The following is a 15,550-nucleotide window of genomic DNA, read 5'->3' as shown; positions in this document are numbered from 1 at the left end:
CGCACCATGTCGATCGATGTCAACAACGAGTCCGGAACCGAGGTCGACGAGCAGGCGATCCTCGACATCGCCCGCTACGCACTCGCGAGGATGCGGATCCACCCGCTGTCCGAGCTCTCGGTGATCGTGATCGACGCCGACGCCATGGAGCAGCTCCACATCCAGTGGATGGACCTTCCCGGTCCGACCGATGTCATGTCCTTCCCGATGGACGAGCTGCGTCCGCCGTCGAAGGACGACGAGGAGCCCCCGCAGGGGCTCCTCGGTGACATCGTGCTCTGCCCGGAGGTCGCCAAGAAGCAGGGCGACGAGGCGGAGACCCGGCACTCCATGGACGAGGAGCTCCAGCTCCTCACCGTCCACGGGGTGCTGCACCTCCTCGGGTACGACCACGAGGAGCCGGACGAGAAGGCCGAGATGTTCGGGCTCCAGGCCGCGATCGTCGACGGCTGGCGCGGAGAGCGGGGCATGGAAGGCCCGTCGCCCGCCCCCACCGTCTCGTGAGCGTTCCCCTCGTCCTGGGCGCCGTGCTGCTGGTCGTCGTCGGCTGGCTGGCGGCCTGCGCGGAGGCGGGCATCGCCCGGGTCTCCAGCTTCCGGGCCGCCGAGGCGGTCCGCTCCGGCCGGCGCGGCAGCGCCAGGCTGGAGCAGGTCGCGGCCGACCCGACCCGCTACCTCAACGTGGCCCTGCTGGTCCGGGTCGCCTGCGAGATGTCGGCCGCGGTGCTCGTCACGTACGCCTGCCTGAAGGAGTTCCCGGAGACCTGGCAGGCGCTGGCCGTCGCCATGGCGCTGATGGTGCTCGTCTCCTACGTCGCCATCGGCGTCTCGCCGCGCACCATCGGCCGCCAGCACCCGCTGAACACCGCCACGGCCGCGGCGTACGTCCTGCTGCCGCTGGCCCGGGTCATGGGCCCGATCCCGCAGCTGCTGATCCTCATCGGCAACGCGCTCACCCCCGGCAAGGGCTTCCGCAAGGGACCGTTCGCCAGTGAGGCCGAGCTGCGCGCGATGGTCGACCTCGCCGAGGCGGAGTCGCTGATCGAGGACGAGGAGCGCCGCATGGTGCACTCCGTCTTCGAGCTCGGTGACACGCTGGTGCGCGAGGTCATGGTGCCCCGTACGGACCTGGTCTGCATCGAGCGCTACAAGACGATCCGGCAGGCGCTGACGCTGGCCCTGCGCTCCGGTTTCTCCCGCATCCCCGTCACCGGGGAGAACGAGGACGACATCGTGGGCGTCGTCTACCTCAAGGACCTGGTCCGCAAGACCCACATCAACCGCGAGTCCGAGGCCGACCCGGTCTCCACCGCGATGCGCCCCGCCGCCTTCGTGCCCGACACGAAGAACGCGGGCGACCTGCTGCGCGAGATGCAGCAGGAGCGCAGCCACGTCGCCGTCGTGATCGACGAGTACGGCGGCACGGCGGGCATCGTCACCATCGAGGACATCCTGGAGGAGATCGTCGGCGAGATCACCGACGAGTACGACCGCGAGCTCCCGCCCGTCCAGGAGCTCGGGGACGACCGCTTCCGGGTGACCGCCCGCCTGGACATCGGCGACCTCGGGGAGCTGTTCGGCTTCGACGAGTACGACGACGAGGACGTGGAGACCGTCGGCGGGCTGCTGGCCAAGGCGCTGGGGCGGGTGCCGATCGCCGGTGCCTCGGCCGTGGTCGACCTGCCGGACGGGCGCCGGCTGCGGCTTACCGCGGAGTCCCCGGCCGGCCGCCGGAACAAGATCGTCACGGTGCTGGTGGAGCCGGTGGCGTCCGAGCCGGAGGAGGCCGCGTGACCCCGGAGAAGCTGCGGGCGTTCTGCCTGGGGTTCAACGCGAGCGTCGAGGAGTTCCCGTTCGGGCCCGAGACCTCCGTCTTCAAAGTGCTCGGCAAGATGTTCGCGCTCAGCGCGCTGGACGCCCGACCGCTGACGGTGAACCTGAAGTGCGACCCGGACGAGGCGGTGCGGCTGCGGGAGAAGTACGAGGCCGTGGTGCCCGGCTGGCACATGAACAAGCGCCACTGGAACACGGTGACGGTCTCCGGCGTCCCCGACCGGGTCCTGCGCGAACTGGTCGAGGACTCCTACGACCTGGTGGTGGCCGGGCTGCCCCGGGCGGACCGGCTCCGGCTCGACCGCCCGTAGGCCAGGTCCCGGCGGCCCGTGCGCGGGGTCTCGCGCACGGACGCGGTGCCGGTTCGTATGCTCGGCACATGACTGAGAGCACCGACCTCGGCCCCGAGGACCGCAAGATCGTCACGCTGGCCCGCAGCGCCCGTGCCCGCAACGGTGTGCCGGAGGGCGCGGCCGTACGGGACGAGACCGGGCGCACCTACGTCGCGGGCACGGTACGGCTGGAGTCGCTGAAGCTGAGCGCGCTCCAGACCGCCGTGGCGATGGCCGTCGCCAGCGGGGCCACCTCGCTGGAGGCGGCCGCGGTCGTCTCGGAGGCGCAGGCCCCGTCCGAGGAGGACCGGGCCGCCGTGCGCGACCTGGGCGGTCCAGATACCCCGGTCCTGCTCGCCGGGCCGGACGGCATCCTGCGGGTCAGCGTCACGGCGGGCTGACCCGGCCGCATATCCGTACGCGTGTACGGATCTTGACAGTATCTGATGGTCCATCAGTGAACGTGCTCCGTCCCCATTGACTTCTTCGGGGGCGGAGCCGTCAATGGCCCCCCGTCGGCGCGGGCGCGGAAGAGCCGCTGCGCCGCATCCGCAGGAGGGGGCTCCATGCGTTCGACCGTCCGCAGAGTCAGTACGCGAAGATCCGGCGCCCGCAGGCATCCCGCCCGCGCCCGCCGCTGGGCCGCCGCGCTGGGCGTCGGCGCGCTCGTCGTCGCCGGGGGAGGAGGGCTCGCGGGCCCCGCGCAGGCCCTGGCGACCGCCTCGGTCCCGGTGGACTTCCCCACCCACTGCATCCCGCCGGCCATCGCGGGCATCCCGCCGATCGACGGGACGACCAAGGCCGAGATCACGGTCGACAACGCCGCCCCGAAGGTCGGCGAGACGGTCACCGTCACCTACACCGTGATCGAGGCCGCCGCGAGCAACCCGGTCGACCTGGCCCTGCCCGCCGACATCATGACGCCGACCGGCAAGGTCACCGTCGGCGGCGCGCAGAGCGCGAGCGTCACGGTCACCGGCCCGAAGAAGAACGACCCGGTGCCCGGCAAGGGCGTCTTCCCGTCGTTCTCGATGACCGGCACCTTCACGGTCACCGCCCCCGGGCAGATCACGCTCTCGCCCGGTGACTACAACATCCACACCAGCTACATCATGGAGCTGGACACCCCCTGCACGGTGACCGATCCGCCCGCCCCCGTCTCCGAGACGATCATCGCGACGGACGAGGGCGGCCAGGTCAACGAGCGCGCCATCCGGCTCGGGGCCGCCTCCGGCCCGGCGGGCGGGGCGGTCTCCGTCACCGGGTCGAAGTTCACCCCGGGCGTCTCCGTCACCCTGGCCGGCCGGGCCGGCGACCGGCAGACCGCCGACACGGCCACCGTCACCGCGGACGGCTCCGGCGGCTTCGACGGACGGCTCACCGTCACCGACCCGGCGACCACCGGGATCGTCGCGTACGAGGGCGGCTCCTGGGACCCGGCCAAGGGGGCGGGCCCCCAGGCGTACACCGTCACGACCGGCGGCGGTGGGGTTCCGGACGGCAGCCAGCAGCTGAAGACCTCCGTCCGGGCGGGCACCCTCTCCATGGTCCAGGACGGGGACACCGTCGAGATGTCGGCGGTCGACCTCGGCCGCGGCGGCGCCTCCCGGGGCTCCCTGCGGACGGTCACGGTCGAGGACTACCGCGGCGGCCCCGCGGGCTGGTCCCTGACCGGGAAGGTCACCGACTTCCAGGGCCCCGGCGGCGCGACGATCGGTGCGTCGGCGCTCGGCTGGACCCCGGCCTGCACGACGAAGGCCGGCAGCCCGAGCACTTGCCTGGCGGGCTCCGCCGGACCGGTCGGCAGCGGGGGCGCCACCCTGGCGTCCGCCCCGAACGGCACGGTGACCGGCGGGGAGTTCACCGTCGACGCCCGGCTCGCGCTGACCGTACCGGCGTACACCGCCCCCGGCGCGTACTCCGGAGTGCTCACCCTCACCCTCACGTGACCGAGCGTCCTCCCGCAGCCGGTGGTCCGGGCGCGCACCCGCCCGGACCACCGGCACGTTCCGTCCCGCCCACCACCCGGGGGTCCCGTACCGTGCGCCGCATCCGCATCCGCCCGCTCCTGCCGACCGGCTCCCGCCTGGCCGGCCTCCTCCTGGCCGGCCTCCTCCTGTCGGCCCAGGCGCCCGCCGCCCACGCCGCGGACAACGGCAGCTGGTCGGTCTACCCGGCCACCACCCGCCTCGGCCAGCGCCCGTACTTCTACCTGTCGGCCGACCCCGGGGCCACGCTCCACGACAAGGTCACCGTCACCAACAAGGGCGACCGGCCGCGGACCTACCGCCTCTACGCCGCCGACGCCTACAACACCGCCCGCGACGGCGGCTTCGCCGTACGCGGCGAGGACGAGCGGCAGCGCTCGGTCGGCGCCTGGGCCCGGACCGGCCGCCAACGGGTCACCGTGCCCCCGCGCGGTTCGGTGGACGTCCCGATCACCGTCACCGTCCCCGAGGACGCCGAACCGGGCGACCACCCCGGCGCGCTGGTCGCCCTCGACGAGCAGGTCGACCCGGCCGGCGACGGATCCGTCGCCGTCGGCATCCGGCGGGCCGTCGGCGCCCGGATCTACCTGCGGGTGAACGGGCCGACCGTGCCCGCGCTCTCGGTGGACGACATCCGCATCGAGCACACCCAGCCACTGGTCCCCGGCACCGGAAGCAGCCGGGCGGTCATCTCGTACACGCTCCGCAACCGGGGCAACGTCACCCTCAGCCCCAAGGTCGCGCTCCGTGCCGAGGGGCTCTTCGGCCGCACCCTGCTCGCCCGCGACCTCAAACGCGTCCCCTCCGAGCTGCTGCCCCGCCAGCAGGTCCGGCTGACCGAGAAGTGGGCCGGCGCCCCGCAGCTGGAATGGGGCGAGGTCCGGCTCACCGCGAGCGCCGACCGCACCAGGGAGTCCGCCACCGCCTCGTACTTCGCGCTGCCCTGGCTGGTGGCGGGGGTCCTGCTGATGGCCGTCGCCGCAGGGACCACGCTGTGGGTACGGGCCCGCCGCGCCCGGAACCGTACGGCCTGAGGGCCACCCGGCAGGTCCGGCGCCGGCACCCACCGGCCCCGCCGTACGGCGGGGCCGCCGGGATCGGGGACAATGGGCGCCATGAGCGTTCGACCTGACACAGACGCCGCCGCGCGGCAGGCCCCGGGCACAGCCCCCCACCGGGCCGGTTTCGCCTGCTTCGTGGGCCGCCCCAACGCGGGCAAGTCCACTCTCACGAACGCTCTGGTCGGCCAGAAGGTGGCGATCACCTCCAACCGGCCGCAGACCACCCGGCACACCGTGCGCGGCATCGTGCACCGCGAGGACGCCCAGCTGATCCTGGTCGACACGCCCGGCCTCCACAAGCCGCGCACCCTGCTCGGCGAGCGGCTGAACGACGTCGTGCGCACCACCTGGGCCGAGGTCGACGTCATCGGCTTCTGCCTGCCCGCCGACCAGAAGCTCGGCCCCGGCGACAAGTACATCGTCAAGGAGCTCGCGGCGATCAGGAAGACGCCCAAGCTCGCCATCATCACCAAGACCGACCTGGTCGACTCCAAGCAGCTCGCCGAGCAGCTGATCGCCGTCTCCCGGCTCGCCGAGGAGCTCGGCTTCGAGTGGGCGGAGATCGTCCCGGTCTCCGCCGTCGAGGACAAGCAGGTCGGGCTGCTGGCCGACCTGATCGTGCCGCTGCTCCCCGAGAGCCCGCCGCTCTACCCGGAGGGCGACCTCACCGACGAGCCCGAGATGGTCATGGTCGCGGAGCTGATCCGCGAGGCCGCGCTCGAAGGCGTACGGGACGAGCTGCCGCACTCCATCGCGGTCGTCGTCGAGGAGATGCTGCCGCGCGAGGACCGCCCGGCCGACAAGCCGCTGCTCGACATCCACGCCAACGTCTACATCGAGCGCCCCAGCCAGAAGGGCATCATCATCGGCCCCAAGGGCAAGCGGCTGAAGGACGTCGGCACGAAGTCCCGCAAGCACATCGAGGCGCTGCTCGGCACGCCGGTCTTCCTGGACCTGCACGTGAAGGTCGCCAAGGACTGGCAGCGCGACCCCAAGCAGCTGCGCAAGCTCGGCTTCTGAGCCCGCTCCTCATCCGCCGCCGGCCGGTCTCACGCGCCCTCCTTCAGGACGCGTGAGATCAGGGCCCGCTGGGCGTCGGTCAGCTTCGGGTCCGCGCAGTGCACCGTGCGGCCGCCGACCGTGATCCGGTAGCGGAAGCCGTCCGGCACCCCCTGCGGAGGCGCCTCGTGGCCCTCGGCGAGCGCGGACGCGGCCAGCGCCTCCCACTCCGCCCCGTCGTCCCGCCCGGCGGTGTCGATCTCGCGATCGCGTGCGATGCCGGTGAAACCACCGGTCCTGCTGACCTGAATACGCATGCGACGACCTCCGGGCCGGGCGGGCTGACTGGGTTCTACGTGGTCGGAACACCCACTTCCGACCACGCCTTCAGGACGGCCTCGACCTCGTCGCCCTCACCGAAGCGGCTGCGGGCGGCCTCGACCGTCAGCCGGGCGAAGTCCGAGAACTCGGCGTCCGTAGCCAGTTGACCACCTGTGAGCACATCGAACCAGAGCTGACCGGCCCGTTCCCACGCATGGCCGCCGAGCGCCGTCGCCAGCAGGTAGAACGCGCGGTTGGGAATGCCGGAGTTGATGTGCACCCCGCCGTTGTCCTGGCTGGTGCGGACGTAGTCGTCCATCGAGGCGGGCTGCGGGTCCTTGCCGAGCACGTCGTCGTCGTACGCCGTGCCCGGGGCCTTCATCGAGCGCAGCGCGACGCCCTGGACGTCGGGGGCCAGCAGGCCGGCGCCGATCAGCCAGTCGGCCTGGTCGGCGGTCTGGCCCAGGGTGTACTGCTTGACCAGGGAGCCGAAGACGTCGGACACCGACTCGTTGAGCGCGCCGGACTGGCCGTAGTAGCTCAGGTTGGCGGTGTACTGGGTCAGGCCGTGGGTCAGCTCGTGGCCGATCACGTCGATCGCGACGGTGAAGTCGAGGAAGACCACCCCGTCCCCGTCGCCGAAGACCATCTGCTCGCCGTCGAAGAAGGCGTTGTTGTACTTCCTGTCGTAGTGGACCGAGCCGATCAGCGGCAGCCCGTTGCCGTCGATCGAACGGCGGCCGTAGGCCTTGAGGAGCAGCTCGAAGGTGGAGCCGAGCCCGGCGTACGCGCGGTTGACGCTGGCGTCCTGGGTCGGGTCGGCGCCCTCGGCGCGGACCTCGGTGCCCGGGAGATCGGTGCCCTGCCGGCAGTCGTAGATCGTCCGGTTCGGCTTGTCGGACTCCTCCGCACCGTCCGTGGGGCGGGGCGCCACGGCGACCAGCGTGGTCATCTGGCGCCGGGTGCGGCGGGCCGCGTCGCCCTCCAGGGTGCGGCGGGAGGGCCCGGCGAGGTCGGGGTTCTCGGACTGCGAGAGCTTGTCGAGAACGTGGGGCGGCACGATCGTGCAGAAGACGGGGTGGAACCCGTCGGGTGACTGAGGCTGCATACGACCGACTGTGGCACCGCCGTCACCACGATGTCACCCATTGCGACGAGGATTGACGAAATGGAGTGATCGGTCACCGTTGGGCGTTTCCGGTGCCCGGTCCCGCATACTGATACGGGACGGACGCATCAGGTACCTCTCGGCTACGCTCGTCGCATCATGCGTTTCGGGCTGCTTCTCCTTAGCTGCCGCGGCGAGGGCCTGTAAGTCGTAGGCCGACCCCCTCCCCGCGGAGTCTGGTGCTGCAGCGACACAGTCGGCCGTCCCACCGCTGGACCCCGAGGAGCCGTACGCCATGACCGCCACCCGCCCGACGCCGATCACCAACGCGACGCGGCTGCAGAAGCCGTCCGGGATGCCGATCCACAAGTACCGCGGTTACGACGCGGTCGACATCCCCGACCGCACCTGGCCCGACCAGCGGATCACCAAGGCCCCCCGCTGGCTCTCCACCGACCTGCGCGACGGCAACCAGGCCCTGATCGACCCGATGTCGCCGGCCCGCAAGCGCGAGATGTTCGACCTGCTGGTACGCATGGGCTACAAGGAGATCGAGGTCGGCTTCCCGTCCTCCGGCGAGACCGACTTCGCGTTCGTCCGCTCCATCATCGAAGAGGGCGCGATCCCCGAGGACGTGACGATCTCCGTCCTGACCCAGGCCCGCGAGGACCTGATCGAGCGGACCGTGGAGTCCCTGGTCGGCGCCCGCCGCGCCACCGTCCACCTGTACAACGCCACCGCGCCGACCTTCCGCCGGGTCGTCTTCCGCGGCTCCAAGGACGACATCAAGCAGATCGCCGTGGACGGCACCCGGCTGGTCATGGAGTACGCGGAGAAGCTGCTGGGCCCGGAGACGATCTTCGGCTACCAGTACAGCCCGGAGATCTTCACCGACACCGAGCTGGACTTCGCCCTGGAGGTCTGCGAGGCCGTCTGCGACGTCTGGCAGCCCGAGGAGGGCCGCGAGATCATCCTCAACCTGCCCGCCACCGTGGAGCGCTCGACGCCGTCCACGCACGCGGACCGGTTCGAGTGGATGTCGCGCAACCTGACCCGCCGCGAGCACGTCTGCCTCTCCGTCCACCCGCACAACGACCGCGGCACCGCCGTGGCCGCCGCCGAGCTGGCCCTGATGGCCGGGGCCGACCGGATCGAGGGCTGCCTGTTCGGCCAGGGCGAGCGCACCGGCAACGTCGACCTGGTCACCCTGGGCATGAACCTGTTCTCCCAGGGCGTCGACCCGCAGATCGACTTCTCGCAGATCGACGAGGTCCGCCGCACCAGCGAGTACTGCAACCAGATGGAGGTCCACCCGCGCCACCCCTACGCGGGCGACCTGGTCTACACCGCCTTCTCCGGCTCCCACCAGGACGCCATCAAGAAGGGCTTCGACGCCATGGAGGCCGACGCGGCCGCCCAGGGGCGGACGGTCGACGACATCGAGTGGGCGGTGCCGTACCTGCCGATCGACCCGAAGGACGTCGGCCGCAGCTACGAGGCCGTCATCCGGGTCAACTCGCAGTCCGGCAAGGGCGGGATCGCCTACGTCCTGAAGAACGACCACAAGCTGGACCTGCCGCGCCGGATGCAGATCGAGTTCTCCCGGATCATTCAGGCCAAGACCGACGCCGAGGGCGGCGAGGTCACGCCGACGCAGATCTGGTCCACGTTCCACGACGAGTACCTGCCCAACCCGGACGACGCCTGGGGCCGCGTGCAGCTGCGCACCGGCCAGACCACCACCGGCACCGACGGCCGCGACACGATCACCGTCGAGGCGACCGTGGACGGCACCGACACGGTGCTGAGCGGCACCGGCAACGGCCCGATCTCCGCGTTCTTCGAAGCGCTGCAGGCCATCGGCATCGACGCCCGGCTGCTGGACTACACCGAGCACACCATGAGCGAGGGCGCCAGCTCCCAGGCCGCCTCGTACATCGAGTGCGCCATCGACGGAAAGGTCCTGTGGGGCATCGGCATCGACGCCAACACCACCCGGGCCTCGCTCAAGGCCGTCGTCTCCGCCGTCAACCGCGCCAGCCGCTGACCCCGGCGCCCCACGGGGCGCGCGGGAGCACCGCCCGGACCCCGTCCTCCCGTACCAGGAGGGCGGGGTTCGGCCATCTCCGCGGCGGTTGTGGCGGGCGAGGTGCTGACGCCGCCTCATGACTGTGGTTAACATCACGTGCACACGGCAATGTTGCCGGAGTGTTACGGAGGTGTGCGACGTGCGGTCAGCGCTGGGACGACGCGCCAGGAAGCTGCGCATCTGCGGCATCCGCACCACCTGGGACCCGGTCGGCGACGGGGAGTTCTTCTGCCCCGGCTGCGGCGGCGACCGGAACTACCGCCGTCTCACCGGCCGTCGGCGCTTCGCGGTGCTCGGCGTGCCGATGGTGGGCCGCGGCACCGTGGGCCCCGTCGTCGAATGCGCCGCCTGCCGGGAGCACTTCGGCATCGACGCGCTCGACCACCCCACCACCACCCGGCTCTCCACCATGCTCCGGGACGCCGTCCACACCGTGGCGCTCGGCGTCCTGGTGGCCGGCGGCACCGCCTCCCGCCCCGTCCTGGAGGCCGCGACCGCCACCGTGCGCGGCGCCGGGTTCGACGACTGCACCGAGGAGCAGCTCCGTACCGTCGCCGAGGTCCTCGCCGCCGACGTCGGGGACGGCACGGGACCGGCCGCCGAGGCGTGCGGCGCGGCCCTCGCCATCGAACTCCACGAGGCGCTGGAGCCCCTCGCCCCGCACCTGGCCCCCGCCGGGCGCGAGGCGGTCCTGCTCCAGGGCGCCCGGATCGCGCTCGCCGACGGCCCGTACGGACCGGCCGAGCGCGAGGTGCTGACCACCATCGGCGGCGCCCTCCAGCTCCGCGCCGAGGACACCGCCCGGCTCCTCGCCGAGGCCGCCCGCACCCCTTCCTGACCGCCCGGCGGCCCCGCACCCCGTCCCCGTACCGGACAATGGACGCATGAGCTTGTTCCGGGACGACGGCGTGGTGCTGCGCACGCAGAAGCTGGGCGAGGCCGACCGGATCATCACGATCCTGACCCGAGGCCACGGCCGGGTGCGCGCCGTCGCCCGCGGGGTGCGGCGCACCAAGTCCAAGTTCGGCGCCCGGCTGGAACCCTTCTCCCACGTCGACGTGCAGTTCTTCGCCCGGGGCAGCGAGCTGGTCGGCCGCGGGCTGCCGCTCTGCACCCAGAGCGAGACGATCGCCCCGTACGGCGGCGGCATCGTCACCGACTACGCCCGCTACACCGCCGGCACCGCGATGCTGGAGACCGCCGAGCGGTTCACCGACCACGAGGGCGAGCCCGCGGTCCAGCAGTACCTGCTGCTCGTCGGCGGGCTGCGCACCCTGGCCCGCGGCGAGCACGAACCGCATCTCATCCTCGACGCGTTCCTGCTGCGCTCGCTCGCCGTCAACGGCTACGCCCCCAGCTTCGAGGACTGCGCCCGGTGCGGACTGCCGGGGCCGAATCGGTTCTTCTCCGTCGCGGCGGGCGGAGTGGTGTGCGGCGACTGCCGGGTGCCCGGCAGCGTCGTACCCTCGGCTGAGGCCGTCACGCTGCTCAGCGCGCTGCTCAGCGGCGACTGGGGGACGGCGGACGCGTGCGAGACGCGTCATGCCAGGGAGGCGAGCGGGCTGGTGTCCGCGTATCTGCACTGGCATCTGGAGCGCGGGCTGCGCTCACTGCGGTATGTAGAGAAGTGACACAGGCGGATCAGGCACAGGGAGCGGGACAGTTTCATGGCAGTACGCGGGATGCTCGGCGGCCGTAACAAGCGCGACTACAAGACCCCGGAACCGCACCCGTCCGGTGCCACGCCCCCGAGAATCCCCGGCGAGCTGGTGCCCAAGCACGTCGCCGTCGTGATGGACGGCAACGGCCGCTGGGCCAAGGAGCGCGGTCTGCCGCGCACGGAGGGCCACAAGGTCGGCGAGGGCGTCGTCATGGACGTGCTCAAGGGCTGCATCGAGATGGGCGTCAAGAACCTCTCGCTGTACGCGTTCTCCACGGAGAACTGGAAGCGGTCCCCGGAAGAGGTGAAGTTCCTGATGAACTTCAACCGGGACGTGATCCGCCGCCGCCGCGACGAGATGGACGCGCTGGGCATCCGCATCCGCTGGGTGGGCCGGATGCCCAAGCTGTGGAAGTCCGTGGTCCAGGAGCTCCAGGTCGCCCAGGAGCAGACCAAGGACAACGACAGGATGACGCTGTACTTCTGCGTCAACTACGGCGGCCGGGCCGAGATCGCCGATGCCGCGCAGCGGATCGCCCAGGACGTGGCGGCCGGGAGGCTCGACCCGTCGAAGGTCAACGAGAAGACCTTCCAGAAGTACATCTACTACCCGGACATGCCGGACGTGGACCTGTTCGTCCGCCCCAGCGGGGAGCAGCGCACCTCGAACTACCTGATCTGGCAGAGCGCCTACGCCGAGATGGTCTTCCAGGACGTGCTCTGGCCGGACTTCGACCGCCGCGACCTGTGGCGGGCCTGCCTGGAGTTCGCCCAGCGGGACCGGCGCTTCGGCGGTGCGGTGGAGACGCAGCAGTCCGCGCAGTGACGGCGGGAGGTCCGGGGGCGGTGCCCCCGGACCTCGTCGCTCATGCCTTCTGGGCGTCCTGCTTGCCAGCGCACTCGGCGCAGGTGCCGAAGATCTCCACGGTGTGCGCCACGTTGACGTAGCCGTGCTGGGCGGCGATGGTCTCCGCCCACTGCTCGACCGCAGGGCCCTCGACCTCCACGGCCTTGCCGCACAGCCGGCAGACCAGGTGGTGATGGTGGTCCCCGGTCGAGCAGCGGCGGTACACGGACTCGCCCTCCGTGGTGCGCAGCACGTCCACCTCGCCCGCGTCGGCGAGGGACTGGAGGGTGCGGTAGACGGTGGTCAGGCCGACCGAGTCGCCGCGGTGCTTGAGCACGTCGTGCAGCTCCTGGGCGCTGCGGAACTCGTCCACCTCGTCGAGCGCCGCGGCCACCGCCGCCCGCTGTCGGGTCGACCGGCCGCGTACCGGGGCCGCGTTCGTTCCACTGATCGGCGCCGTCGCCACAGCAGCCTCCTCGTGTCGCCCGTACCTGTGTCGGGCCATTGTGCCAGCCCGGCCCGGTCTCAGGGCCGAACCACGAGATCGTCCCCGGCGGCCCGGGTGGCCGGTACTTCCAGGGTGCATCCGCCGGTGTCCGCCTCGTCCCGCCGGGCACGGCGCCGGGCCAGCGGGGCGGCCACCGCCGTCAGTCCGACGAAGACGGCGATGGCCAGCAGCACGATCGTCGCCCCGGGCGGGACGTCCTGGTAGTAGGAGGTGACGGTGCCCGCCAGGGTCACCGCCGTACCGATGACGACGGCGAGGACGAACGTCACCCGGAAGGAGCGGGCGATCTGCTGCGCGGCGGCGACCGGCACCACCATCAGCGCGCTGACCAGCAGCAGTCCGACGACCCGCATCGCGACGGTCACGGTCACCGCCGCGGTGACCGCGACCAGCAGGTTCAGCGCGCGCACCGGCAGACCGGTGACCCGGGCGAACTCCTCGTCCTGGCTGACCGCGAAGAGCTGGCGGCGCAGCCCCAGGGTCACCAGCAGCACGAAGGCGGCCAGCAGGCAGATCGAGGTGATGTCGCCGGTGGAGACGGTGGACAGCGAGCCGAAGAGGTACGAGGTGAGGTTGGCGCTGGAACCGGTGTCGGAGAGGTTGATCAGCAGCACCCCGCCTGCCATGCCGCCGTAGAAGAGCATGGCCAGCGCGATGTCGCCGCGGGTGCGGCCGTACCAGCGGATCAGCTCCATGACGACCGCGCCGGCCACCGCGACCGCCGTGGCCATCCAGACCGGGCTGGTGGAGAGGAGGAAGCCGAGGCCGACACCGGTCATGGCGATGTGGCCGATGCCGTCGCCCATCAGGGCCTGGCGGCGCTGGACGAGGTAGACGCCGACGGCGGGGGCGATGACGCCGACGAGAACGGCGGCGAGCAGGGCCCGCTGCATGAAGGGGGGGTTCAGGAATTCCATGGTCAGCTCAGCAGTCCCGTCCGGGCGGGCTCGTAGGCCGCGTGGGGGTGTACGTGGTCGTGGCCGGGCAGGGCGTGCTGGCCCCGCGCCTCCGGGGGCGGCCCGTCGTGCAGTACGCAGCCGTCGCGCAGCACGATCGCGCGGTCGATCAGCGGCTCCAGCGGGCCGAGTTCGTGCAGGACGAGCAGGACCGTGGTGCCGGCCGCGACCTGCTCGCGCAGGGTGGCGGCGAGGATCTCCTGGCTGGCCAGGTCGACGCCGGCCATCGGTTCGTCCATGATCAGCAGCTCCGGTTCGGCGGCCAGCGCGCGGGCGATCAGCACCCGCTGGTGCTGCCCGCCGGAGAGCGCCTCCACCGGGTCCCCGGCCCGGTCGGCGAGGCCGACCAGCCCGATGGCCCGGTCGACGGCGGCCCGGTCGGCCCGGCGCAGCAGCCCGAGCCGGGTGCGGGACAGCCGTCCGGAGGTGACGACCTCGCGGATCGTGGCGGGGACGCCGCCGGACGCCGTGGTGCGCTGGGGCACGTAGCCGATCCGCGCCCACTGCCGGAAGCGGCGCAGCGGGGTGCCGAACAGTTCGACGGAGCCGCCGGTGAGCGGGACCTGGCCGATGACGGAGCGCACCGCGGTGGACTTGCCGGAGCCGTTGGCGCCGAGGAGGGCGGCGACCTCGCCCCGGTGCACGGTGAAGTCGATGCCCCGCAGCACCCGGCGGGCGCCCAGCGTGGCGGAGGCGCCGCGCAGGGCTATGACGGGTTCGGGGGTGGTGCTCCCGGTCGCGGGCATGGGGGCCTCCGGTGCTGCGGGGGTGGGGGTGGTGGACGTCACTTCGTGCCGAGCGCCTTCTGGAGGGCGGCGAGGTTGGACCGCATGACCTCCAGGTAGTCGGTGCCCTTGGACTGCTTGGTGATGCCTTCGAGCGGGTCCAGGACGTCGGTGCGCAGGCCGGTGTCCTTGGCGAGCGTCCTGGCGGTCCGGTCGCTGGCGAGCGTCTCGAAGAACACGGTGGTGGCCTTGTCCTTCTTGGCTATGGCGTGGATCTCGTTGATCCGGGCGGGGCTGGGGTCGGCCTCCGGGTCGACGCCGGCGATGCCCTCCTGGGTGAGGCCGTAGCGCTCGGCGAGGTAGCCGAAGGCGGAGTGGGTGGTGATGAACGTCCGGGTCGCGGTGGACCGCAGGCCGTCCTCGAAGGCGGTGTTCAGCTCGTCGAGGTCGGTGACCAGGGCGGTGGTGTTCTTCCGGTAGTCCGCGGCGTGGGCCGGGTCGGCCTTCTCCAGGCTCTTGCCGACGCCCTTGGCGACCTCGGCGTACTTGACCGGGTCCAGCCAGACGTGGGGGTCGGCCCCGGCCCCGTCGCCGTGGTGCTCGTGGCCGTGGTCGTCCGCGCCCACCTCGGTGCCGTGGTCCTCCAGCGTGGTGAGCGTGGAGGCGTCGAGGACGTGCTTGGCGCCGGAGAGCCCGATGGCGTCGTCGACGGCCGGCTGGATGCCCTTGAGGTAGAGGACGAGGCCGGCGTCGGTGAGGCCGCCGATCTGCCGCGGGCTGAGCTCCAGGTCGTGCGGTTCCTGGCCGGGCTTGGTGAGCGTGGTGACGGAGACGTGCTCGCCGCCGATCCGTTCGGCGAGGAACTGCATCGGATAGAAGGAGGCCACCACGTCCAGCCCGTCGCCCTTCTTGGCGTCCGCGCCGTCGGCGGTGGAGCAGCCGGTGAGCGCGGCGAGACCGAGGGCGGCCGCCGTGGCGGCGGCGGAGACGGGGACGAGGCGGCTTATGTTCATGACAGTCATTTTCAACAAAGCTGGAAACGATTGTCAACAAGGATGATGAGATGACCGCGCGACCGGCGGGGCCGGTCCCAATTTGTTCGACAGGGCGTGCCCGCCGGTAAT

17 protein-coding genes are annotated in these 15,550 nt (G+C 71.8%); 11 read left to right on the top strand and 6 right to left on the bottom strand.

All coding sequences use genetic code 11. The annotated features are described in order from the left end of the window. The first annotated feature begins 6 nt into the window (after nucleotides 1-6). The 7 genes from ybeY (at nucleotide 7) to era (ending at nucleotide 6,233) form a co-directional block, all read left to right on the top strand. Complete coding sequence (ybeY, locus tag ACIQGQ_RS05110; protein ID WP_402390829.1) at nucleotides 7-504, top strand: rRNA maturation RNase YbeY; 498 nt, start codon at nucleotides 7-9, stop codon at nucleotides 502-504. Beyond that, nucleotides 501-1,793 carry a hemolysin family protein gene (locus ACIQGQ_RS05105; RefSeq protein WP_402390827.1) on the top strand — a complete coding sequence of 431 codons (1,293 nt, stop codon included), beginning with the start codon at nucleotides 501-503 and terminating at the stop codon, nucleotides 1,791-1,793. The genes ybeY and ACIQGQ_RS05105 overlap by 4 nt, the downstream gene beginning before the upstream one ends. Continuing rightward, nucleotides 1,790-2,143, top strand: coding sequence for an MmcQ/YjbR family DNA-binding protein (locus tag ACIQGQ_RS05100; RefSeq protein WP_402390824.1), 354 nt, complete (start codon nucleotides 1,790-1,792; stop codon nucleotides 2,141-2,143). The genes ACIQGQ_RS05105 and ACIQGQ_RS05100 overlap by 4 nt, the downstream gene beginning before the upstream one ends. 68 nt (nucleotides 2,144-2,211) lie before the next feature. Continuing rightward, nucleotides 2,212-2,565 carry a cytidine deaminase gene (locus ACIQGQ_RS05095; RefSeq protein WP_402390821.1) on the top strand — a complete coding sequence of 118 codons (354 nt, stop codon included), beginning with the start codon at nucleotides 2,212-2,214 and terminating at the stop codon, nucleotides 2,563-2,565. A gap of 165 nt (nucleotides 2,566-2,730) precedes the next feature. Beyond that, nucleotides 2,731-4,113: a beta-xylosidase gene (locus tag ACIQGQ_RS05090; protein WP_402390818.1), complete on the top strand. Its 1,383-nt coding sequence runs from the start codon at nucleotides 2,731-2,733 to the stop codon at nucleotides 4,111-4,113. 92 nt (nucleotides 4,114-4,205) lie between these two features. Continuing rightward, nucleotides 4,206-5,186, top strand: coding sequence for a WxL protein peptidoglycan domain-containing protein (locus ACIQGQ_RS05085; RefSeq protein WP_402390816.1), 981 nt, complete (start codon nucleotides 4,206-4,208; stop codon nucleotides 5,184-5,186). A 72-nt stretch (nucleotides 5,187-5,258) separates the two neighbouring features. Beyond that, nucleotides 5,259-6,233, top strand: a complete 975-nt coding sequence (gene era / locus ACIQGQ_RS05080; protein ID WP_352275215.1) for a GTPase Era — start codon at nucleotides 5,259-5,261, stop codon at nucleotides 6,231-6,233. A gap of 29 nt (nucleotides 6,234-6,262) precedes the next feature. On the opposite strand, the gene ACIQGQ_RS05075 is transcribed toward era, so the two are convergent. Both ACIQGQ_RS05075 and ACIQGQ_RS05070 read right to left on the bottom strand, forming a co-directional pair. After that, nucleotides 6,263-6,529 (bottom strand): protealysin inhibitor emfourin, encoded by a 267-nt coding sequence (locus ACIQGQ_RS05075; RefSeq protein ID WP_366291148.1) that lies wholly within the window; start codon nucleotides 6,527-6,529, stop codon nucleotides 6,263-6,265. Between the two features lie 35 nt (nucleotides 6,530-6,564). Beyond that, nucleotides 6,565-7,641 carry a M4 family metallopeptidase gene (locus ACIQGQ_RS05070; RefSeq protein ID WP_402390813.1) on the bottom strand — a complete coding sequence of 359 codons (1,077 nt, stop codon included), beginning with the start codon at nucleotides 7,639-7,641 and terminating at the stop codon, nucleotides 6,565-6,567. Nucleotides 7,642-7,936: 295 nt separating this feature from the next. Here ACIQGQ_RS05070 and leuA point away from each other — a divergent pair, with 295 nt between their 5' ends. The 4 genes from leuA (at nucleotide 7,937) to ACIQGQ_RS05050 (ending at nucleotide 12,216) form a co-directional block, all read left to right on the top strand. Beyond that, nucleotides 7,937-9,688, top strand: coding sequence for a 2-isopropylmalate synthase (leuA, locus tag ACIQGQ_RS05065; protein ID WP_402390810.1), 1,752 nt, complete (start codon nucleotides 7,937-7,939; stop codon nucleotides 9,686-9,688). Nucleotides 9,689-9,869: 181 nt separating this feature from the next. Continuing rightward, complete coding sequence (locus ACIQGQ_RS05060) at nucleotides 9,870-10,568, top strand: TerB family tellurite resistance protein (RefSeq protein WP_366291156.1); 699 nt, start codon at nucleotides 9,870-9,872, stop codon at nucleotides 10,566-10,568. Nucleotides 10,569-10,614: 46 nt separating this feature from the next. Beyond that, nucleotides 10,615-11,361, top strand: coding sequence for a DNA repair protein RecO (gene recO, locus ACIQGQ_RS05055; protein WP_402390807.1), 747 nt, complete (start codon nucleotides 10,615-10,617; stop codon nucleotides 11,359-11,361). A 36-nt stretch (nucleotides 11,362-11,397) separates the two neighbouring features. Next, a complete protein-coding gene (locus tag ACIQGQ_RS05050) occupies nucleotides 11,398-12,216 on the top strand; it encodes an isoprenyl transferase (protein WP_402390804.1) in 819 nt (272 codons plus the stop codon). 40 nt (nucleotides 12,217-12,256) lie between these two features. Here the strand turns inward: ACIQGQ_RS05050 and ACIQGQ_RS05045 are convergent, their stop codons facing one another. Genes ACIQGQ_RS05045 through ACIQGQ_RS05030 form a run of 4 tightly spaced genes read right to left on the bottom strand, consistent with a single transcriptional unit; the run spans nucleotide 12,257 to nucleotide 15,439 of the window. Further along, nucleotides 12,257-12,703: a Fur family transcriptional regulator gene (locus ACIQGQ_RS05045; protein ID WP_402390801.1), complete on the bottom strand. Its 447-nt coding sequence runs from the start codon at nucleotides 12,701-12,703 to the stop codon at nucleotides 12,257-12,259. Between the two features lie 59 nt (nucleotides 12,704-12,762). Then, nucleotides 12,763-13,662, bottom strand: a complete 900-nt coding sequence (locus ACIQGQ_RS05040; RefSeq protein WP_402390799.1) for a metal ABC transporter permease — start codon at nucleotides 13,660-13,662, stop codon at nucleotides 12,763-12,765. A 2-nt stretch (nucleotides 13,663-13,664) separates the two neighbouring features. Continuing rightward, nucleotides 13,665-14,447 carry a metal ABC transporter ATP-binding protein gene (locus ACIQGQ_RS05035; protein ID WP_402391963.1) on the bottom strand — a complete coding sequence of 261 codons (783 nt, stop codon included), beginning with the start codon at nucleotides 14,445-14,447 and terminating at the stop codon, nucleotides 13,665-13,667. 38 nt (nucleotides 14,448-14,485) lie between these two features. Beyond that, nucleotides 14,486-15,439 carry a metal ABC transporter substrate-binding protein gene (locus tag ACIQGQ_RS05030; RefSeq protein WP_402390796.1) on the bottom strand — a complete coding sequence of 318 codons (954 nt, stop codon included), beginning with the start codon at nucleotides 15,437-15,439 and terminating at the stop codon, nucleotides 14,486-14,488. Nucleotides 15,440-15,550: the final 111 nt, after the last annotated feature.

The sequence above is a fragment of the Streptomyces sp. NPDC092952 genome, assembly GCF_044754785.1.
Lineage (GTDB): Bacteria > Actinomycetota > Actinomycetes > Streptomycetales > Streptomycetaceae > Streptomyces.
Note: the sequence above shows the minus strand (reverse complement) of the source record. Positions and strands in the feature narration are given on the sequence as shown.

Coding starts and splice junctions, on each gene's coding strand:
- era (WP_352275215.1), top strand. CDS start 5,259: ATGGGCGCCATGAGCGTTCGACCTGACACAGACGCCGCCGCGCGGCAG.
- ACIQGQ_RS05035 (WP_402391963.1), bottom strand. CDS start 14,447: ATGCCCGCGACCGGGAGCACCACCCCCGAACCCGTCATAGCCCTGCGC.
- leuA (WP_402390810.1), top strand. CDS start 7,937: ATGACCGCCACCCGCCCGACGCCGATCACCAACGCGACGCGGCTGCAG.
- ACIQGQ_RS05075 (WP_366291148.1), bottom strand. CDS start 6,529: ATGCGTATTCAGGTCAGCAGGACCGGTGGTTTCACCGGCATCGCACGC.
- ACIQGQ_RS05050 (WP_402390804.1), top strand. CDS start 11,398: ATGGCAGTACGCGGGATGCTCGGCGGCCGTAACAAGCGCGACTACAAG.
- recO (WP_402390807.1), top strand. CDS start 10,615: ATGAGCTTGTTCCGGGACGACGGCGTGGTGCTGCGCACGCAGAAGCTG.
- ACIQGQ_RS05040 (WP_402390799.1), bottom strand. CDS start 13,662: ATGGAATTCCTGAACCCCCCCTTCATGCAGCGGGCCCTGCTCGCCGCC.
- ACIQGQ_RS05095 (WP_402390821.1), top strand. CDS start 2,212: ATGACTGAGAGCACCGACCTCGGCCCCGAGGACCGCAAGATCGTCACG.
- ACIQGQ_RS05030 (WP_402390796.1), bottom strand. CDS start 15,439: ATGAACATAAGCCGCCTCGTCCCCGTCTCCGCCGCCGCCACGGCGGCC.
- ybeY (WP_402390829.1), top strand. CDS start 7: ATGTCGATCGATGTCAACAACGAGTCCGGAACCGAGGTCGACGAGCAG.
- ACIQGQ_RS05070 (WP_402390813.1), bottom strand. CDS start 7,641: ATGCAGCCTCAGTCACCCGACGGGTTCCACCCCGTCTTCTGCACGATC.
- ACIQGQ_RS05090 (WP_402390818.1), top strand. CDS start 2,731: ATGCGTTCGACCGTCCGCAGAGTCAGTACGCGAAGATCCGGCGCCCGC.